This window comes from Janibacter sp. Y6, assembly GCF_040900765.1.
GTDB classification, from domain to species: domain Bacteria; phylum Actinomycetota; class Actinomycetes; order Actinomycetales; family Dermatophilaceae; genus Marihabitans; species Marihabitans melonis.
In genome coordinates, this window is sequence record NZ_JAKLYZ010000004.1 from 304,414 (window position 1) to 328,810 (window position 24,397).

Consider the following 24,397-nt stretch of genomic DNA (forward strand, 5'->3'; position numbering starts at 1 on the left):
TTGATGTGGCAGGACCCTCTCGAAACCCTGCTGGCTCACCAAAGGGCAGCCAGCAGGGTTTTGTCACGGGTCGGAGGGGGGTTTGTAGGGTGCGGGGCATGGGCCTGGACCTCAGCACGGACATCGTCACCCTCACGGCAGCTCTCTGCGACGTCGAGTCGGTGAGCCTTGGGGAGGAGGCGATCGCCGACGCGATCGAGGAGGCGCTGCGCGCGCTGCCGCACCTCACGACGACCCGGCACGGGCACACGGTCGTCGCGCGCACCGACCTCGGGCGGGCGGAGCGGGTCGTGCTCGCCGGACACATCGACACGGTGCCGCTCACCGACCCGCCGAACCTGCCCGTTCGCCGCGAGGTCGTCGACGGCGAGGAGGTCCTCTACGGCCGCGGGACCGTCGACATGAAGGGCGGGGTCGCGGTGCAGCTGCGCCTGGCCCACGAGGTGCGCGAGCCCTCCCGCGACATCACCTTCATCTTCTACGAGGCCGAGGAGATCGAGGAGAGCCACAACGGGCTCAAGGCCCTCGGCGACACCCGGCCCGACCTGCTCGCCGCCGACCTCGCCGTGCTCCTCGAGCCCACCGCCGCGGCCGTCGAGGGCGGGTGCAAGGGCACGATGCGCGTCGAGATCCGCACGAAGGGGATCGCCGCCCACTCCGCCCGACCGTGGAAGGGGCACAACGCGATCCACGACGCCGCCGACGTGCTGCGCCGCCTCGGCGAGCACGAGGAGCGCTCCGTCGAGGTCGACGGGCTGACCTACCACGAGGCCCTCCAGGCGGTCGCCATCACCGGCGGCATCGCCGGCAACGTCATCCCCGACGCGTGCACGATCACGGTCAACTACCGCTTCGCGCCGGACAAGAGCGCTGACGACGCGCTCGCCTACGTGCAGAGCGTCCTGCCCGGCTACGAGCTGACGGTCACCGACCTCGCCGAAGGGGCCCGCCCGGGTCTGGACCGGCCCGCCGCCCAGTCCTTCGTCGCCGCGCTCGACGTGCCCGTCGGCCCGAAGGAGGGGTGGACGGACGTCGCCCGCTTCTCCGCGCTGGGGGTGCCGGCGGTCAACTTCGGCCCGGGCGACCCCAACCTCGCCCACCACGACGAGGAGCGCTGCCCCACCGCGCAGCTGCGCGAGGCGGAGGCCGCCATGATGCGCTGGCTCGCGTAGGGTCGGCGGCGTGAGCCAGCGGCACGAGGACAGCGAGCGGGCGTACCACAAGGGGCCGGTCGTCATGCGCGGCGCCCAGGTGCCCAGCTCGACCACCGACCAGCGTCTCCTCGACACCCGGGGCACCGCCGACTGGGTCCACACGGACCCGTGGCGCGTCCTGCGCATCCAGGCGGAGTTCGTCGAGGGCTTCGGCGCGCTCGCCGAGCTCGGGCCGGCGATCAGCGTCTTCGGCAGCGCCCGCACCAAGCCCGGCACCCGCGAGTACGCGATGGGCGTCGAGGTCGGTCGCCGGCTCGCGCTCGCCGGCTACGGCGTCATCACCGGCGGCGGGCCGGGCGCGATGGAGGCGGCCAACCAGGGGGCGCGCGAAGGGGGAGGCGTCTCCGTGGGTCTGGGGATCGAGCTCCCCTTCGAGGCCGGGCTCAACCCCTACGTCGACCTCGGCGTGAACTTCCGCTACTTCTTCGCCCGCAAGACGATGTTCATCAAGTACGCCGAGGGCTTCATCGTCCTGCCCGGCGGCTTCGGCACGCTCGACGAGCTCTTCGAGGCCGTCACCCTCGTGCAGACGCAGAAGAAGACGTCCTTCCCCATCGTCCTGCTCGGCACCGACTACTGGGGCGGGCTGCTGGACTGGCTGCGCCGCACCGCGGTGCCCGCCGGCACGATCAGCGAGGTCGACGTCGACCTGCTCCACCTCACCGACGACCCGGCGCACGCCGTGCGCATCGTCAGCGAGTACGAGGACGAGCGCCCGCACCCGCACTTCACCCAGCAAGGACCTGAGTGATGGTCTGGGTCTTCCTCATCGGTGTCGCGATCCTGCTCGTCGTGGGCCTCGGGTCGCTCGTCGTCGGCCGCGCGAGCGTCGACCCCGTGCCGTCCCCGGTCTCGACGACCCCGTCGACCGGCCTGGGCGCCGACGTCCACGCGACGGACATCCACGACATCCGCTTCGACACCGCGCTGCGCGGCTACCGGATGGACCAGGTCGACGACGTCCTCGACACGCTCCACGCCCGCATCGCCGAGCTCGAGGCGCAGCAGCCCGTGACCCCCGCGGGGGAGGCGGCTCCCCCTTCGCCCCCGGCCACCTCGCGCCCGACCACCGCGCGCCCGACCACCACGCCGACGACGACCGAGCCCTCCAGCACCCAGGAGCCGGCATGAGCGCCGTCACCGAGCGTCGCCGCGTCGCGGCCGACGTCCAGGAGGTGTGGGACCGCGTCACCGACATGGCGGCCCACGGCCGGCACGTCCCGCTCACCCGGATCACCCGGCAGGAGGAGCTCGCCCTCGGCGGGACCTTCGTCATGCGCACCTCGCTCGGGCCGCTCGGCTTCGACGACCCGATGACGGTCACCGGCTTCGACCCGCCGCCGGCGCAGCCCGCGCGGCTGCGGCTGGTGAAGTCCGGACGGCTGCTCTCCGGCTGGGCCGAGATCGTCGTGCGTCCTGTCGACGGGGGGTCCGAGGTCTCCTGGACCGAGGAGGCCGTGCCGACCTCGGCGCTCCTGCGCGCCCTCAGCCGACCGGCCGACCGGCTCTCGCGTCGCGCCACCTCCGAGCTGCTCACCCGCATCCTCGACGGGACCCTCGCGGGCCTCCCGGCGCTGCCGCCGGTCCCGCCCCACGGCAGGGGCTGATGAGCGGGCTGTCCTTCGCCGCCCGTGAGCGGTGGAGCACCACCGCGCTGCGCCACCCCGTGCGGACGCTGCTCGCCGTCTACGTCGTCTCGCGGCTCGTCGCCTTCGCCGCCATCTGGGTCGCCGCCCGGTACTACCAGGCGCCCGCCGGCGTCGGTCATCTCGACCCGACGCTCACCGACATGCTCCAGCTGTGGGACGCCGAGTGGTACGAGCGGATCGTGCGCGAGGGCTACCCGGTGCCGCTGCCGGCGGACCCGACGACGGGCCAGATCACCTACAGCCAGTGGGCCTTCTTCCCGGTCTTCCCCCTCCTCGTGCGGTTGCTCATGACGACCGGGCTGGGCTTCACGACCGCCGCCGTCTTGCTCAACCTCGTCCTCGGGGCGCTCGCGGTCGTCCTCGTGTGGAAGGTCCTGTCCTTCCCCGTCCACGCCGGCTCGCAGCCCGCCCGCGAGCGGCTCGCCCTCGTCGCCGCCGCGCTGTGGTGCCTCTACCCGGCGACCGGCGTCATGGTCCTGCCGTACACCGAGGCGCTCGCCGCGTGCCTCATCGCCGGGGCGCTGCTGCTCCTCATGCGGCGGCAGTACCTCGCCTTCGCCGTCGTCGCGCTCGTCCTGGGCTACACCCGCGCCGTCGCGCCGGCTCTCGGACTGGCCGTGCTCGTCCACCTGTGGCTGCGGTGGCGCGAGGACCGCGCGGCCGGCACGGTCCCCCTTCGTCATGACCGCCCGCAGGTCGTCGTCATGCTCCTGGCCACCGCCCTCTCGGCGGTCGCCTGGCCGCTCACGGTCGGCTACGTCTCGGGCCTGCCGGGGGCCTTCTTCGACGTCCAGGCGGCGTGGGGGCAGCGCCCCGACCAGGGCCCCTTCGTCCTGTGGTTCAGCTGGGCGTGGGGCGAGCACGGCCTCATCTCGGTCCTCGTCATGGTGGCGCTCGTCGCGACCTACGTCGCCCTGGTCATCGGGCGGCACGGCGCGTGGATGCCGCTCGAGGTGCGCATGTGGGCGATGGCCTACCCGCTCTACCTCTTCGCCGTGGTCCGCCCGATCACGAGCATGTGGCGCTTCCTGCTCCTCGACTTCCCGCTGGCGGCGCTCGTCGCGTCGGTGGCGATGCGCACCTCGACCGGCCGTGAGGTCGTACGGCACTGGCGGCTGCGGGTCGCGGTCGTCGCCGTCTGCCTCGTCGGCGGCATCCTCGCGTGGTCGTGCGGCCTGCTGCCGTACGTCCCGTGGCACGTCACACCTCCGTGAGCACGGGCGACGGGGAGCGACGCGGCCCACGTCGGATTAGGAGTGATCCGGATCGCCTGGGATAATGGCGGGTAACGTACGGCGGCGCGACCGGCGCCGTTGCCACCACCCGGTGGTCGGGCGGTGACGAGAAGGGATTGCATCATGGCGGCAATGAAGCCTCGGACCGGCGACGGACCCCTTGAGGTCGTGAAGGAAGGACGGGGGATCGTCCTGCGCATGCCCCTCGAAGGTGGCGGCCGTCTCGTCGTCGAGATGACCCCCGACGAGGTCAAGGCCCTGGGCCAGGCCATCGACAGCTGCGAGGGCCTGAAGTAGGACCCGCCGAACGGCCCCCGACGCACCCGCGTCGGGGGCCGTCGTCGTCCCCGGGGGGCGCAGGCGAAGGGGTGGCCCCTCACCGCCGCGAGGCGCCCGGATGATGACATCCGGCTGACGGTCCGGCAGGCCGCGGGCTACGGTGCACGCTCCTGACAACCCCGACGGCTGGGAGGCCTCATCCATGAACGCTGGCTACGGGCTCGCCGTGCGCTGGTCCCTCACCGAGACCTCGCCGGAGGTCGCCCAGGAGCTGCGGGAGTACGTCGTCGGCACGTCGATGGCGAGCTTCATGTTCCTCGACGGGCTCGCCTTCAAGACGTGGCGGATGCGCGAGGGCGAGTGGTTCGAGGGGACCTACGTCTTCGGCGAGGAGAAGGCCCGCGACGACTTCCAGGCCGACTTCGCCGGCCGGGCGGCGCAGTCGCCGGGCAGCGAGATCATCGGGTCCGCGCCGCTGAGCATCGAGGCCTTCGAGGTCGTCGCCGTGGCCGAGGGCCCGGCGCAGTTCCGCCGCGGCGCCGGCCCCGGCACCCTCTGAGCCGCTAGCACTTGACGGCCGCGAGCAGGCCGTCGCCGACCGGCAGCAGCGCCGGCAGGAGGCGCTCGTCGTCGCGCAGCGACTTGCCGAGGTCGCGCAGCACGCGCGTCGTCTCGTCGCGCTGGGCCGGGTCGGCGACGCGGTCGTGCCAGAGCATGTTGTCGAGCGCCAGCACGCCGCCCGGGCGCAGCAGCCGGATCGCGTGCTCGACGTAGGCGGGGTAGGCGCCCGTGTCGGCGTCGACGTGGACCATGTCGTACGCGCCGTCGGTCATCCGGGGCAGCACCTCGTCGGCGCGGCCGACGATGACGCGGGTGCGCTGCGAGGGGATGCCCGCGTCGGCGAAGGCCCGTCGGGCCGCCCGGGCGTGCTCGGGCTCGAGCTCGATGCTCGTGAGGACGCCGTCCTCGGGCATGCCGGCGAGCAGCCACAGGCCCGAGGTGCCCGCGCCCGTGCCGATCTCGACGACGTGCTGGGCCCGGCTCGCGGCGGCGAGCAGGCGCAGCGCGGCACCTGCCCCCGTGCCGACCGGGGTGGCGCCGAGCTCCTCGCCCGAGCGGCGGGCGGTCTCGGCGATCTCGGGCTCGGAGACGAAGTCCTCGGCGTAGACATAGCTGTTCAGGCGCGATCCGCTCATGGCGGGCCAGCCTAGTCGCAGCCACGGGGCGGTCCGGGGTCGCCTCCACGCACGCCGCAGGCCTGGACAGCGCTCAGGCTTTCCCCAGGTGAGTGGCCCAAGATCGTCGTGTCGGCAGATGCGACGTCGGCGGGACCCGCCGCCGCGCGCAGCACGCACAGGAGGCGACGTGAGCACCCAGGAGTCGCTCGACTGGACCCCGCCCACGTGGCACGAGGTCGTCGAGCAGCACGGCCCGCAGGTCTACCGGCTGGCCTACCGCCTCACCGGCGACCACCACGACGCCGAGGACCTCACCCACGACGTCTTCGTGCGCGTCTTCCGCTCGCTGGACTCCTACAGCCCCGGCACCTTCGAGGGCTGGCTGCACCGCATCACGACCAACCTCTTCCTCGACCGCGCCCGCCGCTCGCAGCGGCTGCGCTTCGACGCGATCGGCGAGGGCCTCGCGGCCCGGCTGCGCACGACGAGCCCGGACCCCTACGAGGTCTACGAACGCACCCACCTCGACGCCGACATCCAGGCCGCCCTCGACGCCCTGCCCCCGCAGTTCCGGGCCGCCGTCGTGCTGTGCGACCTCGAGGGGCTGACCTACGAGGAGGTCGCGGACGTCCTCGGGGTCAAGCTCGGCACGGTGCGCTCGCGGATCCACCGCGGCCGAGCCCGCCTGCGCGAGTCGCTCGCCCACCGCCAGCCCGCCGAGCGCCCGAGCGCCCCGCGCCGCACCGGTGGCGGACGCCGCGGTCGTCCGACGGTGTCGGGCTTCCCGGTCGCCGCCCCCGCGCAGTGACGGCTGCCCGCCCCGGCAAGGCAGAATCGACGACATGACGCAGAGCAGCGACCACCCGGAGACCCCCAAGGGGTCCGACGGCACCCAGCCGCTGCCCGCGGCGGAGGACACCCAGGCGTTGCCGCCCCAGCAGCAGGCGTCGCCGCAGCAGGACGCGCCGCCTGTCGAGCAGCACGACCTGCGCTCCAAGCACCACGGGAGCGCGCCGCAGACCGCGCAGGACGCTCCCGCTCCCGCGACAGACAACCCCTTCGCCCCCGGGTGGTCCGGGGCGCAGCCGGGCGACCGGCCCGCGCACGACCCCTACGTCGCGCCTCACGACCCTCAGGGCGACCCGTACGCCGCGCCGCAGGCGCAGCACGACCCCTACGCGGGTCAGCCCCAGCACGACCCCTACGCCGCGAGCTCTGGCTACGGCTACGGGCAGCCGCAGCAGCAGGGCTACCCCGCGTGGACCGCGGGCGCCCCGCACCCCGGCCCGGCCCCGGTGGCCGCGGCGCCGCGGCGCGAACGGCGCAAGGTCTCCTTCCTCGGTGCCGCGACCGCGGTCGCCGCGACCGCGCTGCTCGCCGGCACGGCCGGTGGCGCCATCGGTGGCCTCGCGGCCGACCAGCAGGCAGGGACGGGCGTCGTCACTCTCGACGGCCCGCCCGTCGAGCGCCCGGAGGGCTCGGTCGCAGCCATCGCGGGTCGCGCGGTGCCGAGCGTGCTGACGATCCGCGTCGGCAGCTCCGGCCGCGGGGGCACGGGCTCGGGCTGGGTCTACGACGGCAAGGGCCACGTCGTGACGAACAACCACGTCGTCTCCGCCGCCGGTGACGACGGCACCATCGTCGTCGAGCTCGCCGACGGCACCCGGCGCGACGCCGAGCTGGTCGGCCGGGACGTCAGCTACGACCTCGCCGTCCTCGAGGTCGACCCCAAGGGCCTGAAGCCGCTGCCCGTCGGCAACTCCGACGACGTCGTCGTCGGCGACCAGGTCGTCGCCGTCGGCTCGCCGCTCGGCCTCGACAGCACCGTCACCGCGGGCATCGTCAGCGCGCTTGAGCGACCCGTCGCCGCGGGCGAGCAGGGCGACCAGTCCTACATCAGCGCGATCCAGACCGACGCCGCGATCAACCCCGGCAACTCCGGCGGGCCGCTGCTCAACGCCCGTGGCGAGGTCGTCGGCGTCAACTCGGCCATCGCGCAGATCCCCGGGGGTGCCCGCGACTCGGCGTCGGGCTCGATCGGCGTCGGCTTCTCGATCCCGAGCACCCAGGTGCGGCGCACCGTCGACCAGCTCATCAGCACCGGTGAGGCCGTGCACCCCGTCATCGGGGTGCACCTCGACACGCAGTACTCCGGCGAGGGCGCCCGCGTGCTGCCCGACGCGGTCCAGGGCACCGAGCCGGTCGTGCCCGACGGGCCGGCCGACAAGGCCGGTGTCGAGGCGGGCGACGTCATCACGAAGATCGACGGCCGACGGGTCAGCGACAACGACCAGCTGGTGGTGCGCATCCGGGCCAAGGCCGTGGGCGATACGGTGCAGCTGACGGTCCAGCGCGACGGCAGGGAGCGTCAGCTGACCATGACGCTCGAGGCCGCGGAGGAGGACTGAGCCATGCCGATGAACGGCTGGGAGTTCATCATCCTCATCGTGCTCGCGGTGGTGATCCTCGGACCCGACCGCCTGCCCGAGTACGCGCAAAAGCTGGCACGCTTCGTCGTCGGCGCCCGCCGGATGGCCAACGACGCGCGGGGCCAGCTCCAGGACCAGCTCGGCCCGGAGTACGAGGACATCGACTGGCGTCAGTACGACCCGCGCCAGTACGACCCGCGGCGGATCGTGCGCGAGGCGCTCCTCGAGCCGATCGAGGACTCGGTGCGCGACGTGCGCGAGATCGGCACCTCCACCCGCGCGGACATCGACGGGTTGTCCCGTCGGCGTCGTGACCGCGACGAGGACGTGCGCCACGACGACGCCGCGCCGGAGCCCCTCGAGGGCACGCCCTACGACCTCGAGGCGACCTGACGCAGCACGCCTGCCACCCTGGGCCCGACCCGCCCGGTCACGACGAGGGCCCCCGACCGCATGCGCGGCGGGGGCCCTCGTCGTGGGTGACCTCGGTGGGTGACACCGCGCGGTCAGCGCGCCGTGGGGCTCAGCCCGAGCGAGCGGCCGGCGAGGCCGCGGGAGCGGGAGGCCAACCCCTTCGCCACGCCACGGATCGCGACCGCGGCCGCGCTCTCCGGGTGGCCGAGGACGACGGGGGTGCCGCCGTCGGAGCCCTCGCGCAGGGTGACGTCGAGGGGGATCTGCCCGAGCAGCGGCACGGGGGCGCCGACGGTGCGGGTGAGGCTGTCGGCGACGGACTGGCCGCCACCGGAGCCGAAGATCTCCTGGCGGGAGCCGTCGGGCAGCTCGAGCCACGACATGTTCTCGACGACGCCGACGATGCGCTGGTGGGTCTGCATCGCGATCGAGCCGGCCCGCTCGGCGACCTCGGCGGCCGCCTGCTGCGGGGTGGTGACGACGAGGATCTCGCTGCTCGGGATGAGCTGGGCGATGGAGATCGCGATGTCGCCGGTGCCGGGCGGCAGGTCGAGGAGCAGGACGTCGAGGTCGCCCCAGAAGACGTCGGCGAGGAACTGCTGCAGCGCGCGGTGGAGCATCGGGCCGCGCCACACGACGGGCTGGTTGCCGGGGACGAACATCCCGATCGAGATGACCTTCACGTCGTGCGCCACGGGCGGCAGGATCATGTCGTCGACCTGCGTCGGCTGGTGGGTCACGCCGAGCATGCGCGGGATCGAGAAGCCGTAGATGTCGGCGTCGACGACCCCGACCTTGAGGCCCTGCTGCGCGAGCGAGGCCGCGAGGTTGGCGGTGATCGAGGACTTGCCGACGCCGCCCTTGCCCGAGGCGATGGCGTACACGCGGGTGAGCGAGCCGGCCTTGGCGAAGGGGATCTCGCGCTCGGCGGTGCCGCCGCGCAGCATCTGGCGCAGCTCGGCGCGCTGCTCGTCGGACATGACGCCGAGCGTGACGGTGACGTCGGTGACGCCCTCGACACCGCGCACGGCGCGCTCGGTGTCGGTCGTCAGGGTGTCCTTCATCGGGCACCCGGAGACGGTGAGCAGGATCGTCACGGCGACGTGCCCGGAGGCGTCGACCTCGGCGGACTCGACCATGCCGAGCTCGGTGACCGGCTTGCGGATCTCGGGGTCGATGACGGTGCTCAACGCCTCGCGGAGCATCTCGTCGGTGATCGTGGGGTGGGTCGAGGGCATGGCTCCATGCTAGGCGCCGTCGGCGACACCGCCGTCATCGCCTCCGGCGTCCGGGGCGAAGGGGGAGCGAGCTCACCCCTTCGGGGCGGGGCCCTCCGCCTGCTCGCGCAGACGCACCTCGAGACCCTTCTCCTCCATCTCCTCGAGCAGCGAGCGCAGCTCGCTGCGCACGAAGTCTCGCGTCGCGGCGTCGCGCAGCGCGATCCGCAGGGCCGCGACCTCGCGGGTGAGGTACTCGGTGTCGGCGAGCGCCCGCTCGGCCTGCACGCGGTCCTGCTCGAGCGCGACGCGGTCGCGGTCGTCCTGCCTGTTCTGCGCGAGGAGGATGAGCGGCGCGGCATAGCTGGCCTGCAGCGAGAGGATGAGCGTGAGCAGCGTGTAGTTGAGCGAGCGCGGGTCGAACTGCGCCGCCTCGGGCACGAAGGTGTTCCACGCGAGCCAGGCGACGACGAAGACCGACATCCACAGCAGGAAGGTCGGGGTGCCCATGAAGCGGGCGAACTTCTCCGAGAGCACGCCGAAGGACTCGGTGCTGAGGTTCGAGGGGCGCCGCAGGGTGCGCCGGCTCAGCTCGCGCGGCTGGTCGACGCGCACGTCGGAGCGGGCGTCGGGACGCCGCTGACGGGGCTTGCCGTCGCGCTCAGCCATCGGTCACCTCGTGCCGCTCGTCGCGCCAGTCCTCGGGGAGGATGTGGTCGAGCACGTCGTCGACGGTGATGACGCCGATGAGACGCTGCTGGTCGTCGACGACGGGCACCGAGATGAGGTTGTACGTCGCGAGGGTGCGCGTCACCTGGCCGAGCGGCGCGTCGGCGCGCAGCGGGTCGACGCCGGTGTCGAGGAAGGACCCGACCGAGGCGTGCGGGGGCTCGCGCAGCAGGCGCTGGATGTGGAGCATGCCGAGGTACTTGCCGGTCGGCGTCTCGTGCGGCGGGCGGCAGACGTAGGCGGTCGCGGCCAGGCCGGCGGCGATCTCCTCGCGGCGCACGACGGCCAGCGCCTCGGCGACGGAGTCGTCGGGGCCGAGGACGACCGGCTCGGTCGTCATGAGACCGCCCGCGGTGTTCTCCTCGTAGGTGAGCAGCCGGCGCAGGGGGGCGGCGTCGTCGGGCCGCATGAGCTGCAGCAGCCCCTCGGCGCGCTCGGGCGCGAGGGCGGAGAGCAGGTCGGCGGCGTCGTCGGGGTCCATCGCCTCGAGGACGTCGGCGGCACGCGACTGCTTGAGGGTGCCGATGATCTCGGACTGCTCCTCCTCGTCGAGCTCCTGGAGCACGTCGGCGAGGCGCTCGTCGTCGAGGGCGGCGACGACCTCGGCGCGCCGCTTCGGGGTGAGGTCGGTGACGACCTCGGCGAGGTCGGCGGGCTTGGAGTCCTCGAACTGCTCGAGGAACTTCGCGGCCGACTGGTCGGCGTCGCTCGTGTGCAGCCCGGTGACGTCCTCGAAGGGGACGGTGAAGGTCTCGCCGCGGCGTCGGGTGAGCAGCCCCCGCGTGCTGCGTCGGCCGGCGCGCACGAAGACGCGGGTGACCATCCAGTCGCGGTTGCTCGCCTGCTCGACGCCGATGTCCTCGACCGTCGCCTCGACCGGGCCGTCGTCGGTGCGCACGCTCACGGTGCGCTCGAGGAGCTCGGCGAGCACGAGGGTCTCGTTGGCGCGCTGCTCGAAGCGGCGCATGTTGACCAGCCCGGTCGTGATGACCTGCCCGCCCTCGACGGAGGTGACCCGGGTCATCGGGACGAAGACGCGGCGGGCACCGGGGACCTCGACGACGAGGCCGATGACGCGCGGGCGGCGACCGGAGCTGAAGGTGACGACGACGTCGCGCACCCGGCCCACCTGGTCGCCGAGCGGGTCGAAGACGTTGAGGCTCGCCAGCCGGGCGACGAAGAAGCGGGACGAGGCACTCACGCCGACCACAGTAGTGGCCGACCCGTCGTGCGGCCGAGCCGCCGTCGAGCCTCAGCGACGACGGGTGCGCCGACCCCCGAGGTGCCAGGGTCGACGGACCTGAGGGGCGGCGGCGCTCGGACGCACGGGGGCCGCGACGAGCTCGGTCGAGGGCGCGGCCGCCGGGGAGTCGAGGGGCTGGCCGAAGGGGGAGAGCAGCCACAGCGTCGCGCCCTCGCGCCAGCGCTCGAGGGTGCCGTCGGAGGCGTTGAGCCGGGCGGCCAGGGCGGTCTCGGCGGCGGGCTGCCAGCGCTCGTCGGCCGGGTCGAGGGCGAGCGCCCGGGCCTGCAGGACGAGCAGGCGGCGGCCGTCCCCCTTCGAGCGCAGGACGAGCTCGACCGGGTCGGGGAGCGCCCCGAGGTCGGGCTCGCCCCCGCCGCTCACGAGCAGGACCGAGCCCTCGGGCAGGTCGGTGCCCGCGCCGACGACGGCGAACCACGTCGCGCGCTCGCGCTCGGGGGTGCGCAGCCACAGCAGGTCCGACTTCGAGAGCGCCTCGCTCGTCACCGCGCTGAGGTTGACCATGGGCCCGATCCTCGCAGGAGGGCGGGTGTCGTGCGTCATAACCGGGCCGGGGCGCCCGCTGGTACGTTCGCGACCGACTCGCCCTGCCCCCTTCGGAAAGGACCTGCACCCCGTCATGCGCAGCGCCAAGGACTTCTTCGCCCCGCTCGCCGTCGGGGCGCCCGCCCCGGTCCGCGAGGTCCCCGCCCGACCCAGCCGGATGATCCACTTCTTCGACCCGAGCAACCCGAAGATGGCGGCGAAGGTCCCCGGCATGGTCGGCACCGTCGACGTCCTGCTCGGCAACCTCGAGGACGCGGTCAAGGCGGAGTCGAAGGAGGCCGCCCGCCAGGGCCTGGTCGACATCGCCCGTGCGACCGACCTGGGCGAGCAGACCCAGCTGTGGACGCGGATCAACAGCCTCGACAGCCCGTGGGCGCTCGACGACCTCACGACCCTCGTGACGCAGATCGGCGAGAAGCTCGACGTCGTCATGGTCCCGAAGGTCCAGGGCGCCGAGGACATCCACTACGTCGACCGCCTGCTCGCCCAGCTCGAGGCCAAGGCCGGTCTGACCCGCCCGATCCTCGTCCACGCGATCCTCGAGACCGCGCGCGGCATGGCCAACGTCGAGGAGATCTGCGGGGCGAGCCCGCGCATGCAGGGCATCAGCCTCGGCCCGGCCGACCTCGCCGCGGACCGGCGGATGAAGACGACGCGCGTCGGCGGCGGCCACCCTGGCTACCTCGTGCGCGAGGACCCCTCCCGCGACCTCGGCGAGGGGGTCGACCCCGTGACCGCGCCGCGCTCGGTCCACCAGCAGGACCTGTGGCACTACACGATCGCCCGGATGGTCGACGCGTGCGCGATGCACGGGATCTTCCCGTACTACGGCCCGTTCGGCGACATCAAGGACGTCGTCGCGTGCGAGGACCAGTTCCGCAACGCCTTCCTCCTCGGCTGCGTCGGCGCGTGGTCGCTGCACCCGGTCCAGGTCGACATCGCCAAGCGCGTCTTCAGCCCCTCCGCCGAGGACGTCGCGCACGCACGCCGCGTCAAGGAGGCGATGGGCGACGGCACGGGCGCGGTGATGCTCGACGGCAAGATGGAGGACGACGCGAGCCTCAAGCAGTGCCTCGTCATCCTCGAGCTCGCCGACCGCCTCTCGGCCGGCGACCCGGAGCTCGCCGAGCTCTACGCGACGCAGGAGGCCTGAGGGATGAGCGAGCTCGCCTACACCCCCCGCCGCTCGGTGCTCTACATGCCGAGCAGCAACGCCCGGGCCCTCGAGAAGGCCAAGACCTTGCCCGTCGACGCCCTCATCCTCGACCTCGAGGACGCCGTCGCGCCGGCCGACAAGCCCGCCGCCCGTGACGCGGCGTGCGCCGCCGTCACCTCGGGCGAGTACGGCGAGCGCGAGCTGACGATCCGGGTCAACGCCATCGGCACGCAGTGGCACGACGACGACATGGCCGCGGTCGCCCAGGCGGGACCGGCCGGTGTCGTCGTGCCGAAGGTGAGCAGCGCCGACGAGGTCCGCCGGCTCGTCGCCGCCCTCGAGGCCGCCGGGGCGCCGGAGAGCACGCGGCTGTGGGCGATGGTCGAGACGCCGACCGCGGTGCTCGACGTGCGCGAGATCGCCCGTGCCTCGGACCGCCTCGCCGCCCTCGTCATCGGCAGCAACGACCTCGTCAAGGAGCTGCAGGCCGACCACGTGCCGGGCCGTGCCCCGCTGCTCACCGCCCTGTCGTGGTCGCTGCTCGCGGCCCGCGAGGCGGGCGTCGCGATCCTCGACGGCGTGTACAACGACGTGCGCGACGCCGAGGGTTTCCGCGCGGAGTGCGAGCAGGGCCGCGACCTCGGCTTCGACGGCAAGACCCTCATCCACCCCGGCCAGGTCGAGGTGTGCAACGAGGTCTTCGCCCCGTCGGCCGAGGCCGTCGAGGACGCGAAGGGGGTCCTCGCGGCCTGGGAGGAGGGCGCCGGCAGCGGCGTCGTCACCTACGGCGGCAAGATGGTCGAGCAGCTGCACGTCGACGTCGCGCAGCGGGTGCTCGCGACCCACGAGGTGATCTCCGCCCGCGGCTGAGGTCACCCATTCCGCGGCCGTCCCGGCGCGCCTGGGGATGAGTGCTCGCGGGTGTTGACAGGTCGCAGTAGATTGTCAGCGGCTCGAGACAACCGGACGGGCCGGTGCGTCGTCGAAGCAGGGGGGCACCACATCGGGTGCCGGCACCGATCAGTCCAGGGGAGCACGTACACATGTCTCGTTATCAGCCTCGTCACGCCGTCGGCACCACCCGCGCCGACATCGCACCGCTCGAGATCGCGCCGCTCGAGACCGCCCGGTCCGACCGCCGCACCGTCCTGCGTCTCGGGGCGGCCACCGTCGCCGTCGGCGCGACCGCGCTCGCCGCGCCCTCGGTGGCCGGTGCCGCCTCGCGCCCGACCCTCAAGCTCGGCTCGCGCGGCTGGCAGGTGAAGTCCCTGCAGACCAAGCTGCGGGCCAACGGCTACTGGTGCAAGGGCGCCAACGGCGTCTACGACAGCAGCACCCAGCAGGCCGTCATGGCGCTGCAGAAGATGCGTGGGCTCTCCCGCGACGGGGTCTGCGGCCCGAACACGTGGAAGGCCGTCGACACGATCTACCGCCCCGTCTCGCGGACGAAGAGCGGCAACATCATGGAGATCAACAAGGGCCGCCAGGTCATCCTCTTCGTGCGCGCCGGCAAGGTGAAGTGGGTCTTCAACACCTCGACCGGCAACGGCGAGCGCTACTGGTCCTCGGCCTCGGGGCGCTACCTCTACGCGACGACCCCGAGCGGGCGCTTCGCCTTCCAGCGGGCCATCGACGGCATGCGTCGCGCGCCCCTGGGCAACCTGTGGCGCCCGCGGTACTTCAACGGCGGCATCGCGATCCACGGCTCGCCCTCGATCCCCGGCTACCCGGCCAGCCACGGCTGCGCCCGCCTGGACAACAAGGCGATCGACTACATCTGGTCGGCGAACCTCGCCCCGATCGGCAGCCGCGTCTGGGTCTACTGACCCCTCTCGTCCCCCACCACGGGCCGCGCACCTCACCGGGTGCGCGGCCCGTGGTCTGCCCGCAGGTCACGAGCAGGTCACGAAGGGCGCCCGAGGGCAACCGTCGTCGGGGTCGCCGCGTCCTAGGGGTGTGGCGGCGCGCAGGGGGCGCCGCCACACCAGCTTCTCGCCCTCGGGCGGTCAGGACAGGTGATGGTGATGGTCGGCAGGGCGAAGGGGGAGCGCCGTCGCGCGACCGGGTCGGCAGCGCTCGTCGCCGGTCTCGTGCTCGGGCTGGGGGCCTGCGCCGGGGGCGGCACGAGCGACGCGGGCGGGCCCGCGAGCCAGACCTCCACCGGGCGGTCGACGACCGCGCCGAGCGCGTCGTCCACCAGCCCGTCGTCCGGCAGCACGTCGACGAGCGGCACCTCGTCCAGCAGCATGTCGTCGAGCAGCGCGCCGTCCAGCAGCTCGTCGTCGAGCACCTCGACGCCCTCGCCGTCGGTGACGCCGCGGGACACCTCCCTTCGCCCGGGTGACTCCGGACCGCGGGTCCGTGACCTGCAGCGCGCGCTCACACGGCTCGGCTACTGGGGCGGCACGGCCGACGGCACGTACGGCGGTCTCACCGAGCAGGCGGTCCTCGCGCTGCAGAAGCAGGCGGGCCTGGACCGCGACGGCGTCGCCGGGCCGCGCACGCTGCGCGCGGTGGCGAAGGGGACCCGGCCGACGGTCGGGGCGGGCACGCCGGACCGGGTCGAGATCGACCTCGAGCGCCAGCTGCTCTACGTCGTGCGCGACGGCCGCGTGCGGTGGGCGATCAGCACGAGCACCGGGTCGGGCGAGACCTACGAGAGCTCCTACGACGGGCTCGCCGTCGCGGTGACGCCGCCGGGGACCTTCACCGTCGGGCGGGTCTACGACGGGTCGGAGGTCGCGAAGCTCGGCACGCTCTACCGCCCGCGATACTTCAACGGCGGCATCGCCGTCCACGGCGCGGCCTCGGTGCCGGGCTGGCCCGCGTCGCACGGGTGCGCGCGGGTGAGCGACCCGGCGATGGACCTCATCTGGTCGCAGGACCTCATGCCCGTGGGCAGCACCGTCGTCGTGCGCTGACGGATCTCACCCGAAGGCTGCCGCGCACACCTCGCCGACGAGCTCCTCGACGTCGACCTCGAGGCCCCGGCGCACGAACCACGTGCACATCGTGCGCAGGTCCCGGTCGAGGAAGTCCATGCCGCGCGGGTTGCCGACGACGTCGACGACCTGGGGCCAGTCGATGACGACGAGGTCGCCGTCGCGGACGAGGACGTTGTACGGCGAGAGGTCCCCGTGGGTCCAGCCGAGCTCGACGAGGTCGAGCATGAAGCCCCGCAGCTGCTCGAAGAGGTCGGCGAGCTCGTCGGGGCCGGGGCGCAGCTGGACGAGGCGGGGTGCCACGGCGCCGTCGCTGCCGACGAGCTCCATGAGCATCTCGGTCTCGTCGAGCTGGACGGGGTAGGGGACCGGCAGGCCCTCGGCCCACAGCCGAGAGAGCGTGGCGAACTCCGCCATCGCCCACTGGCCGGCGATCATCTCCTTGCCGAAGGCGGTGCGGCGGGCCATCGCCCGCATCTCGCGGCTCTTGCGCACCCGGCGACCCTCGAGGTAGCCGGAGTCACGGTGGAAGAGGCGGTGGTCGGCGCTGCGGTAGCGCTTGGCCGCCATGAGGCACGCGCGACCGGTGCCGGGCACCCAGCGCCGCACGAGGTGGACGTCGGCCTCCTTGCCGGTCTTGAGCACGCCGAGATCGGCGTCGACGGCGCCGAGGTCGGTGACGACCCACTCGGGCAGCGGACCGGGGCCGTGGCTCGCACGGTCCCACGAGGTCCAGCGCTCGCCCTCGGGCGGGGCGTCGGGCGCCGAGTCGACGGCGAAGGCGCCCGCCGGGGCGAGTCCCTCCCGCGCGGGGAGGTGGAAGGGTTGGTGAGCCATGCCGTCCAGGGAAGCGCTGCACCCCTTCGCCCGGCAACCGAATTACCGGCTGCGGGCGGCCCGCAGCGTGTCCCATCCCACGCCCGGCGGGCCTGTCCCCGCGGCGGTGCGCTGAGGCAGGATCGAGGAGTTCTCGCGCGCCCCGGCGCGCCCCCCAGACGCGAAGGCGGCTCACCGATCATGTCCCGACTGCAGACGACCGACGGCCTGAGCGAGGAGCAGCACGACCTGCTGGGTCTGGTGCGTGAGTTCGTCGACGAGCAGATCATCCCGGTGGCTCAGCAGCTCGAGCACGCGGACGAGTACCCGCAGGGGATCGTGGATCAGATGAAGGAGATGGGGATCTTCGGTCTGATGATCCCCGAGGAGTACGGCGGGCTGGGTGAGTCGCTGCTGACGTACGCGTTGTGCGTGGAGGAGATCTCGCGGGGCTGGATGCCGGTGTCGGGGATCATCAACACCCACTTCATCGTGGCGTACATGATCCTCAAGCACGGCACGACCGAGCAGAAGGAGCACTACCTGCCGAAGATGGCCACCGGGGAGATCCGGGGGGCCTTCTCGATGAGCGAGCCGGGGCTGGGCTCGGACGTGGCGGGGATCAAGACCAAGGCCGTGCGGGACGGGGAGTCCGACGACTGGACGATCACCGGTCAGAAGATGTGGCTGACCAACGGCGGCAGCGCCAACCTCGTCGCGGTGCTCGTCAAGACCGACCTGGGCGCGGACAGCGCGCACAAGAACATGACGACCTTCCTCGTCGACAAGACCGAGGGCTTCGGCGAGACCGCCCAGGGCGTGACGGTGCCGGGCAAGATCGAGAAGATGGGCTACAAGGGCGTCGACACTACCGAGCTCGTCCTCGACGGCCACCGCACGAGCACCGCGAAGATCCTCGGCGGGGAGCCCGGTCGGGGCTTTTACCAGATGATGGACGGGGTCGAGGTGGGCCGGGTCAACGTCGCGGCCCGGGCGTGCGGGCTGGCAATGCGGGCCTTCGAGCTGGGGGTGGCGTACGCGCAGCAGCGCGAGACCTTCGGCAAGAAGATCGTCGACCACCAGGCGATCCTCTTCCGCATCGCCGACATGGCCGCCAAGGTCGAGGCCGCCCACCAGCTCATGGTCAAGGCGGCGCGGCTGAAGGACAAGGGCGAGCGCAACGACCTCGAGGCGGGGATCGCGAAGTACATGGCCGCGGAGTACTGCGCCGACGTCGTGGGCCAGTCCTTCCGCATCCACGGCGGGTACGGCTACTCCAAGGAGTACGAGATCGAGCGCCTGTACCGCGAGGCCCCGATGCTCCTCATCGGCGAGGGCACCGCCGAGATCCAGAAGATGATCATCGGCCGCTCGATCCTCAAGGACTACCCCGCGAAGGGGTGAGCGGGGGGTCTACCCTCCTGCCAGCCGGGTCGCTCGGCCCGCCCCTCGAGAGGACACCCATGAAGCGCTCCACCATCGTCGCCGCCGCCGGTGCGGTGACCCTGCTCGCCGCCTCGCCAGCCGCGGCGATCAACACCTACAACGCCCAGCCCGCCCCGGAGCGCACCGAGGTCGGCGCCTACCTCGCGCTGTGGGACACGACCGGCGACGGCGTGCCCGACCGCTTCGACTGGCGGTGCAGCGGGACGATGGTCGACGACGACACCTTCCTCACGGCGGCGCACTGCACCGACGGCTCCCCGGCTGGCACCCGGACCTTCGTCTCGCTCGAGGAGGACGTGCAGAGCCTGCTCGACGAGCACGCCGACCTGTCGCCGAGCGCGCAGGCCGACCTCTTCCTCGCCAACGGCTGGGTCGTCGAGGGACATCCGCACCAGGACGCGCGCTATCCCGGCCCTGCGAGCGACACCGCCGACATCGCCGTCGTCGACTTCGCCGGGCGCGACGTCACCCCGGCGGACGTCTGGGACTTCACGCCGGCGACGCTCCCGACCGCGGGTCAGCTCGACCGGGTCGGCGGGACGACCCTGGCGCGCGCGCCGTGGACGGTCGTCGGCTACGGCACCGCCGAGGCGCAGAACGGCCCCGGCGGTCACACGCACCCCGGTGGCGGCGTGCGGCTGAAGGCCAGCGAGGGCTTCAACGCCCTGACGAAGAGCTGGGTGCGCCTGTCGATCGACGAGTCGAAGGGGTACGGCGGCGCCTGCTACGGCGACAGCGGCGGCCCGAACTTCGTCACCGTCGACGGGCAGCAGATCCTTGGCGGGACGACGATCACCGGTGACGTCCCGTGCAAGGCGACGAACGTCGCCTACCGCCTCGACACCGCCCCCGCCCGGGCCTTCCTCGCCCCCTTCGTCACCCTGCGCTGACCCCGCGACGGGCCGTGCCCCGGTCGGGTGATCGGGGCGCGGCCCTCACAGCCCTCGTCCAGCGGACGGTGAGACAATCGCGCCATGAGCCAGACCCCGCTGACCGCGGCCCGTCAGCAGATCCTGCACCTGGAGTTCCCCCAGTCGCTCGGCACGTACGACGCGTACCCCGAGGCGCAGCAGGCGGTCGACTTCCTCGCCGACCGTGAGTTCCCCGTGCAGGACGTCATGATCGTCGGGACCGACCTCAAGCAGATCGAGCGCGTCACCGGACGCCTCACGACCGGGCGCGTGCTGCTCGGCGGGGCGCTCTCGGGCGTGTGGATCGGTGTCTTCGTCGGCCTCGTCTTCGCGGTCTTCGAGGGCGGCGAGCAGTTCCTCGTGCGGATGCTCTCGACGATGATCATCGGTGCCTTCTTCGGGCTCGTGTGGGGCTGGCTGGGCTACAAGGCGACCGGCGGGCAGCGCGACTTCACCTCGGTGAGCCAGGTCGTCGCGACCCGCTACGAGGTCCTCGTCGAGCACCGGCACGTGCAGCAGGCGCGCGAGCTGCTCGCCGAGCACGACCCCATGCGTGCCGCCGTCGAGAAGGCCCGCATCATGCGCGAGGAGGCCGACCGCGCCGCGGCGGCCCGCGCGGCGCGCGAGACGCGCGACCACCCGCGCGCCTGACGCACCCGGGGGAACCAGGCGCGCGCTGACGGCGTCGAAGGGGGACCACCCCCGCCGTCAGGAGCCGTCGTGGCATCTCCCTCTCCCGCCGTCGCCCTCGTCCTGGGTGGCCTGCTCGCCGCCGGTCTCGCCGGGACGACCGCCGCGGCGGCCCGCGCCGGTGACGGCCGGGCCGAGGCGACACCCCCGCCGCCCGCTCTGCTGAGCTGCCCCGCCCGTTACGACGGGACCGAGGACCGCCCCGCCGTCCCGACGTACGACGCGCCGGACGGCTTCGACCCGGGTGATGCCCTCGCACCGGCACGGACGCCGAGGCGCGCGCTCGTCTGCCTCTACGCGGCCGGGACGAACGCCGAGCCGGCCCCGCCCCCGCGTCCGCTCTCCGACGAGCTCGAGCTCACCGACGGCCTGGCGCAGGTGGCGACCGACCTGTCCGGGGCGCCGGACAGCGGCAGCTTCGACGGGTGCGGGGAGGTCGGCGGGCCGCTCACCCATCAGCTCGTGGGGCTGGAGTACCCGACCGGCACGGTGTGGGTCTCGGCGACCGACGAGGCCAACGCGTGCGTGCTCGGCTCGAACGGCGACTTCACGACCGACGGGGCGGTGGGTCGGCAGGTCGCGAAGGCGGTCGCCGACGGGGGCTGGGTCGTGCCGACGCAGGGCGAGCGGCCGGTGTGCGGCGCCACCGAGGCGGTGGGTCGTGCCGGGGTCGACTCCGAGCTCGTGCCGGCGCACCCGGTCGCCCTGTGGGTGTGCCGCGTCGACACCGACGTACCGGGCCGGAGCAGCGGGACCTTCGCGGTCCTGCGGGCCGACCGCCCACGCCTGCTCGCGGCGCTCAGGGCGCTGCCCACCCGCGCGGCGTCGGGCGACCTGCTGTGCGTCGACGACACCGCCGACCGCTGGCAGGTCGAGGCGCGCTACGAGCGGGGAGCCCCGGTCGTCCTCGACGTCACGACCGGCGCGTGCGGCCCCGGCGGGGTCGTGAGCAACGGCGCGCTCGAGGCCGACGTCTCGGGCGAGGTCGTCGCCCTGCTGCGCCGGACGACCACCCAGCCCTGACCCCCCTTCGCCCAGCTCTGACCCCCCTTCGCTGAGGTATGGCAATCCGTCGTCAGAGCGAGCCTCCGGCGACCGATCTCCATACCTCGGCGAAGGGGGAGGGGGCGGGTCAGCGGGTGAGGGCGGGGGCTGGGGCGTCCGAGCGGATCTGCGCGAGGAGGGCCTCGTGGGCGGTGGTGTCGCCGGTGAGCTCGGGGTGCAGCGAGATCGCGAGCACCGCGCCGCAGCGCACGCCGACGACGCGGTCGACGCCGTCGACGGCCATCGTCGAGACGACCTCGACACCCGGACCGACGTCGAGCACCTCGGGGGCGCGGATCGCGGCGGCCCGGATGCGGTCGGGGCCGACCGGCACCCGCCAGCTCGCCCACGTCTCGACGGAGTCGACCTGGCGCCCGAAGGCGTTGCGGCGCACGGTGACGTCGAGGACGCCGAGGCTGCGCTGGCCGGGGGCGGGGTTCTCGACCCTCGCGGCGAGAAGGACGAGCCCGGCGCACGTGCCGAGGGTGGGCAGCCCGTGGCCGACCGCCTCGACCAGCGGCTCGCGCAGGCCCGCGACGTCGACGAGACGGTCGAGCACCGAGGACTCTCCGCCGGGGATCACGAGGGCGTCGAGCCCGACGACGTGCGCGGGGGAGCGGACCGGGACCGGTGTCGCGCCGAGACCGGCCAGCATCCGCTCGTGCTCGGCGACCCCGCCCTGCAGGGCGAGGACGCCGACCCGGGCCGCGCTCACCAGCCGCGGTCGGCGAGGCGGTGCGGCGCCGGGATGTCGGCGACGCTGATGCCGACCATCGCCTCGCCGAGCCCGCGCGACGCGGCCGTGATCGCCTCGACGTCGTCGTAGAAGGTCGTCGCGCGCACGATCGCCTCGGCCCGGGCGGCCGGGTTGCCCGAGAGGAAGATCCCGCTGCCGACGAAGACGCCCTCGGCGCCCATCTGGCGCAGCATCGCCGCGTCGGCCGGCGTCGCGACGCCGCCGGCGGTGAACATCACGACGGGCAGCCGGCCGGTGCGGGCCACCTCGGTGACGAGCTGGATCGGCGCGGCGAGCTCCTTGGCCCGGGTGTAGAGCTCCTCGGGCGCGCTCGCATGGAGCGCCTGCAGCTGGGCGATCTCGGAGCGGATCGTGCGGATGTGCCGCACGGCCTCGGAGACGTCGCCGGTGCCGGCCTCCCCCTTCGAGCGGATCATCGCGGCGCCCTCGGCGATGCGACGCAGCGCCTCGCCGAGATTCGTCGCGCCGCAGACGAAGGGGACCTCGAAGGCGTGCTTGTCGATGTGGTGCGTGTAGTCGGCCGGGGAGAGGACCTCGGACTCGTCGACGTAGTCGACCCCGAGGTGCTGCAGGACCTGCGCCTCGACGCTGTGGCCGATGCGCGCCTTGGCCATGACGGGGATCGAGACCGAGTCGACGATCTCGAAGATGAGGTCGGGGTCGGACATGCGCGCGACTCCGCCCTGCGCGCGGATGTCGGCGGGGACGCGCTCGAGGGCCATGACGGCCACGGCGCCGGCGTCCTCGGCGATGCGCGCCTGCTCGGCGGTGACGACGTCCATGATGACGCCGCCCTTGAGCATCTCGGCCAGACCGCGCTTGACGAGGTCGGTGCCGGCGCGGGGCCCGTCGGCGCTCGGGGTGATCGGGTCGGTCGGGTCGGTCGGGCGAAGGGGGGTCTGCGTGCTCATGCGGACAGCGTGCGACGCGGAGTGGTCCAGTGAGAAGATCCAGAACGGCGGATCTGCGATGGACCACTTCGAGTAGCGTGGGGGCGTGAGACATCCCCACGACGTCGACCTGCCGCTCGTCGTCGACCGCGGTGCCGGCATCTCGCTCGTCGTGCAGGTCGCCGACGGGATCCGGCGTGCCATCGAGTCGGGTGCGCTGCGGGGCGGGGACGTCCTGCCCTCGACCCGCACGCTCGCCGAGCGGGTCGGGGTCTCGCGGGGCACGGTCGTCGCCGCCTTCGACCAGCTGCACGGCGAGGGCTGGCTCGTCGCGGACCAGGGAGCGACCCGGGTCGACCCCGGGCTCGCCGACCACCCGGTGCCCGGCCGGGCGACCCGGCCGACCTCGACCTCATCGGCCGGATCTGGACGTCGGGTCGGCGCGTCCGTGGCCGACCTGCGCCCGGGGCAGCCGGACGTCAGCGGCCTCGTCGACCCGACGTGGCGGGCCGCGTGGCGCGAGGCCGCTGCCGGGGCGGGCACCCAGCACCCGCCGCAGGGCTCGCCCGCGCTGCGTGCCGCGCTCGCCGAGCACGTGCGGGTCGCCCGGGGGACGGCGGTCGACCCCGACGCCGTCGTCGTCACCGCCGGGGTCCGCGAGGGTCTGCAGCTCGTCCTCACCACCCTCTCGCGGCGGGCGGGCCGCCCCCTTCGCGTCGTCGTCGAGGACCCCGGGTACCCGGCGCTGCGGAGGGTCGTCGCCGCCCTCGGGCACGAGGTCCGGCCGGTGCCCGTCGACGGCGACGGGCTGTCCGTCGACCTGCTCGACCACGAGCCGGCGGCCGACGTCGTCCTCGTGACACCCGGCCACCAGTACCCCCTCGGCGGTGCGATGCCCGTCGCCCGCAGGCTCGCGCTCGTGGCCTGGGCGCGGGCGCACGGGGCCGTCGTCGTCGAGGACGACTACGACGGCGAGCTGCGCTTCACCGGCGAGCCCGTGCCGGCGCTGGCCGCTCTCGACCGGCGAGGGGGCGAGGATGACGGGGTGGTCGTCACCCTCGGGTCCTTCGCGAAGGTCCTCGCCCCCGGCATCGGGGTCGGTCACGCCCTCGTGCCCGACGGGCTGCGCCCGGACGTCCTGGCGCTGCGCGGTGACCTCGGCTCGCCGGTGCCGGCCACGGTCCAGGACGCGCTCGCGCACTACCTCGACGCCGGGGCCCTGCGCCGGCGTACGGGGAGGATGCGACGTCGCTACCGGGCGCGCCGCGATCTAGCCGTCACCGCCCTCTCCGACCTGCCCGAGGCACGCCTGCGCCCCATGGACGGCGGTCTGCACGGGGTCGTCGAGCTGGTCGGGGCCGACGCCGCCCGCGAGCACGCCGTCGTCGAGGCCGCGGCCCGCGCCGGGGTGCTCGTCGCCGGCATGGGTGACTACTGGGCGGACCCGGGAGGTCTCGTCGTCAGCGCCGACCTGCCCCGGCACGGGCTCGTCATCGGGCTCGGCTCGCCCCATCTGGAGCGCGGGCTGCGCCGGCTGCGCCCGCTGCTCGCCGGTGCCGGGTCACCCGCTGCCCGATAGCGGCTCGCCGGACGA

28 protein-coding genes are annotated in these 24,397 nt (G+C 73.5%); 19 read left to right on the top strand and 9 right to left on the bottom strand.

Translation table 11 applies throughout. The annotated features are described in order from the left end of the window. The first annotated feature begins 98 nt into the window (after positions 1-98). From dapE to L6241_RS11810, 7 genes are all read left to right on the top strand, one after another. Entirely contained in the window at positions 99-1,172 is a 1,074-nt protein-coding gene (dapE, locus tag L6241_RS11780; RefSeq protein WP_368246348.1) for a succinyl-diaminopimelate desuccinylase, read from the top strand. Between the two features lie 64 nt (positions 1,173-1,236). Next, positions 1,237-1,965, top strand: a complete 729-nt coding sequence (locus L6241_RS11785; RefSeq protein WP_068277662.1) for a TIGR00730 family Rossman fold protein — start codon at positions 1,237-1,239, stop codon at positions 1,963-1,965. Then, positions 1,965-2,345: a DivIVA domain-containing protein gene (locus L6241_RS11790; protein WP_368246350.1), complete on the top strand. Its 381-nt coding sequence runs from the start codon at positions 1,965-1,967 to the stop codon at positions 2,343-2,345. Before L6241_RS11785 ends, L6241_RS11790 begins: the two co-directional genes overlap by 1 nt. Continuing rightward, positions 2,342-2,821 (top strand): SRPBCC family protein, encoded by a 480-nt coding sequence (locus tag L6241_RS11795; protein ID WP_123092168.1) that lies wholly within the window; start codon positions 2,342-2,344, stop codon positions 2,819-2,821. The genes L6241_RS11790 and L6241_RS11795 overlap by 4 nt, the downstream gene beginning before the upstream one ends. After that, positions 2,821-4,077: a hypothetical protein gene (locus L6241_RS11800; protein WP_368246352.1), complete on the top strand. Its 1,257-nt coding sequence runs from the start codon at positions 2,821-2,823 to the stop codon at positions 4,075-4,077. Before L6241_RS11795 ends, L6241_RS11800 begins: the two co-directional genes overlap by 1 nt. 144 nt (positions 4,078-4,221) lie before the next feature. After that, positions 4,222-4,395, top strand: a complete 174-nt coding sequence (locus L6241_RS11805) for a DUF3117 domain-containing protein (RefSeq protein WP_123092167.1) — start codon at positions 4,222-4,224, stop codon at positions 4,393-4,395. Between the two features lie 184 nt (positions 4,396-4,579). Next, positions 4,580-4,936, top strand: coding sequence for a hypothetical protein (locus tag L6241_RS11810; protein WP_123092166.1), 357 nt, complete (start codon positions 4,580-4,582; stop codon positions 4,934-4,936). A 4-nt stretch (positions 4,937-4,940) separates the two neighbouring features. Here L6241_RS11810 and L6241_RS11815 read toward each other — a convergent pair whose 3' ends face one another. After that, positions 4,941-5,573, bottom strand: a complete 633-nt coding sequence (locus L6241_RS11815; RefSeq protein WP_368246355.1) for an O-methyltransferase — start codon at positions 5,571-5,573, stop codon at positions 4,941-4,943. A gap of 169 nt (positions 5,574-5,742) precedes the next feature. Here L6241_RS11815 and sigE point away from each other — a divergent pair, with 169 nt between their 5' ends. From sigE to L6241_RS11830, 3 genes are read left to right on the top strand one after another with little or no spacing between them, the layout of a single operon-like run. After that, the gene (gene sigE, locus L6241_RS11820) at positions 5,743-6,363 is read left to right on the top strand and encodes an RNA polymerase sigma factor SigE (protein WP_368246357.1); all 621 of its coding nucleotides are present in this window, start codon (positions 5,743-5,745) and stop codon (positions 6,361-6,363) included. Positions 6,364-6,397: 34 nt separating this feature from the next. After that, positions 6,398-7,963, top strand: coding sequence for a S1C family serine protease (locus L6241_RS11825; RefSeq protein ID WP_368246359.1), 1,566 nt, complete (start codon positions 6,398-6,400; stop codon positions 7,961-7,963). Between the two features lie 3 nt (positions 7,964-7,966). Further along, positions 7,967-8,377, top strand: coding sequence for a twin-arginine translocase TatA/TatE family subunit (locus L6241_RS11830; RefSeq protein ID WP_123092163.1), 411 nt, complete (start codon positions 7,967-7,969; stop codon positions 8,375-8,377). 113 nt (positions 8,378-8,490) lie between these two features. Here L6241_RS11830 and L6241_RS11835 read toward each other — a convergent pair whose 3' ends face one another. From L6241_RS11835 to L6241_RS11850, 4 genes are all read right to left on the bottom strand, one after another. Next, positions 8,491-9,636, bottom strand: coding sequence for an Mrp/NBP35 family ATP-binding protein (locus L6241_RS11835; RefSeq protein ID WP_201467545.1), 1,146 nt, complete (start codon positions 9,634-9,636; stop codon positions 8,491-8,493). 72 nt (positions 9,637-9,708) lie between these two features. Further along, positions 9,709-10,284, bottom strand: coding sequence for a DUF1003 domain-containing protein (locus L6241_RS11840; protein ID WP_123092161.1), 576 nt, complete (start codon positions 10,282-10,284; stop codon positions 9,709-9,711). Continuing rightward, positions 10,277-11,545, bottom strand: coding sequence for a CBS domain-containing protein (locus tag L6241_RS11845; protein ID WP_123092367.1), 1,269 nt, complete (start codon positions 11,543-11,545; stop codon positions 10,277-10,279). The genes L6241_RS11840 and L6241_RS11845 overlap by 8 nt, the downstream gene beginning before the upstream one ends. A 51-nt stretch (positions 11,546-11,596) precedes the next feature. Further along, positions 11,597-12,109, bottom strand: a complete 513-nt coding sequence (locus tag L6241_RS11850; RefSeq protein ID WP_123092160.1) for a hypothetical protein — start codon at positions 12,107-12,109, stop codon at positions 11,597-11,599. Positions 12,110-12,224: 115 nt separating this feature from the next. On the opposite strand from L6241_RS11850, the gene L6241_RS11855 reads away from it, so the two are divergent. The 3 genes from L6241_RS11855 (at position 12,225) to L6241_RS11865 (ending at position 15,133) form a co-directional block, all read left to right on the top strand. After that, positions 12,225-13,304 carry a CoA ester lyase gene (locus L6241_RS11855; RefSeq protein WP_068277396.1) on the top strand — a complete coding sequence of 360 codons (1,080 nt, stop codon included), beginning with the start codon at positions 12,225-12,227 and terminating at the stop codon, positions 13,302-13,304. A gap of 3 nt (positions 13,305-13,307) precedes the next feature. Then, on the top strand, positions 13,308-14,177 hold the full coding sequence (locus L6241_RS11860) for a CoA ester lyase (RefSeq protein WP_368246361.1): 870 nt from the start codon (positions 13,308-13,310) through the stop codon (positions 14,175-14,177). 173 nt (positions 14,178-14,350) lie between these two features. Then, positions 14,351-15,133 (top strand): peptidoglycan-binding protein, encoded by a 783-nt coding sequence (locus L6241_RS11865; RefSeq protein ID WP_368246362.1) that lies wholly within the window; start codon positions 14,351-14,353, stop codon positions 15,131-15,133. A gap of 122 nt (positions 15,134-15,255) precedes the next feature. Here the strand turns inward: L6241_RS11865 and L6241_RS11870 are convergent, their stop codons facing one another. Further along, positions 15,256-15,633 (bottom strand): hypothetical protein, encoded by a 378-nt coding sequence (locus L6241_RS11870; RefSeq protein ID WP_368246364.1) that lies wholly within the window; start codon positions 15,631-15,633, stop codon positions 15,256-15,258. Here L6241_RS11870 and L6241_RS11875 point away from each other — a divergent pair. Next, entirely contained in the window at positions 15,617-16,228 is a 612-nt protein-coding gene (locus L6241_RS11875) for a peptidoglycan-binding protein (protein WP_368246365.1), read from the top strand. The two genes, L6241_RS11870 and L6241_RS11875, sit on opposite strands and share 17 nt — an antisense overlap. Positions 16,229-16,234: 6 nt before the next feature. Here the strand turns inward: L6241_RS11875 and L6241_RS11880 are convergent, their stop codons facing one another. Then, positions 16,235-17,086, bottom strand: a complete 852-nt coding sequence (locus L6241_RS11880; RefSeq protein WP_068277406.1) for a serine protein kinase RIO — start codon at positions 17,084-17,086, stop codon at positions 16,235-16,237. A gap of 180 nt (positions 17,087-17,266) precedes the next feature. On the opposite strand from L6241_RS11880, the gene L6241_RS11885 reads away from it, so the two are divergent. The 4 genes from L6241_RS11885 (at position 17,267) to L6241_RS11900 (ending at position 21,135) form a co-directional block, all read left to right on the top strand. After that, a complete protein-coding gene (locus L6241_RS11885; protein ID WP_368246366.1) occupies positions 17,267-18,469 on the top strand; it encodes an acyl-CoA dehydrogenase family protein in 1,203 nt (400 codons plus the stop codon). Positions 18,470-18,528: 59 nt separating this feature from the next. Continuing rightward, positions 18,529-19,401: a trypsin-like serine protease gene (locus L6241_RS11890; RefSeq protein WP_368246367.1), complete on the top strand. Its 873-nt coding sequence runs from the start codon at positions 18,529-18,531 to the stop codon at positions 19,399-19,401. Positions 19,402-19,485: 84 nt separating this feature from the next. Further along, entirely contained in the window at positions 19,486-20,073 is a 588-nt protein-coding gene (locus L6241_RS11895; RefSeq protein WP_068277412.1) for a general stress protein, read from the top strand. A gap of 69 nt (positions 20,074-20,142) precedes the next feature. After that, positions 20,143-21,135, top strand: coding sequence for a hypothetical protein (locus L6241_RS11900; RefSeq protein WP_368246368.1), 993 nt, complete (start codon positions 20,143-20,145; stop codon positions 21,133-21,135). Positions 21,136-21,244: 109 nt separating this feature from the next. Here L6241_RS11900 and pdxT read toward each other — a convergent pair whose 3' ends face one another. Continuing rightward, positions 21,245-21,871, bottom strand: a complete 627-nt coding sequence (pdxT, locus tag L6241_RS11905; protein ID WP_368246370.1) for a pyridoxal 5'-phosphate synthase glutaminase subunit PdxT — start codon at positions 21,869-21,871, stop codon at positions 21,245-21,247. Beyond that, positions 21,868-22,824 carry a pyridoxal 5'-phosphate synthase lyase subunit PdxS gene (pdxS, locus tag L6241_RS11910; protein ID WP_368246372.1) on the bottom strand — a complete coding sequence of 319 codons (957 nt, stop codon included), beginning with the start codon at positions 22,822-22,824 and terminating at the stop codon, positions 21,868-21,870. Before pdxS ends, pdxT begins: the two co-directional genes overlap by 4 nt. A gap of 85 nt (positions 22,825-22,909) precedes the next feature. Here pdxS and L6241_RS11915 point away from each other — a divergent pair, with 85 nt between their 5' ends. Next, positions 22,910-24,382, top strand: a complete 1,473-nt coding sequence (locus L6241_RS11915; RefSeq protein WP_368246374.1) for a PLP-dependent aminotransferase family protein — start codon at positions 22,910-22,912, stop codon at positions 24,380-24,382. The last annotated feature ends 15 nt before the right edge of the window (positions 24,383-24,397 follow it).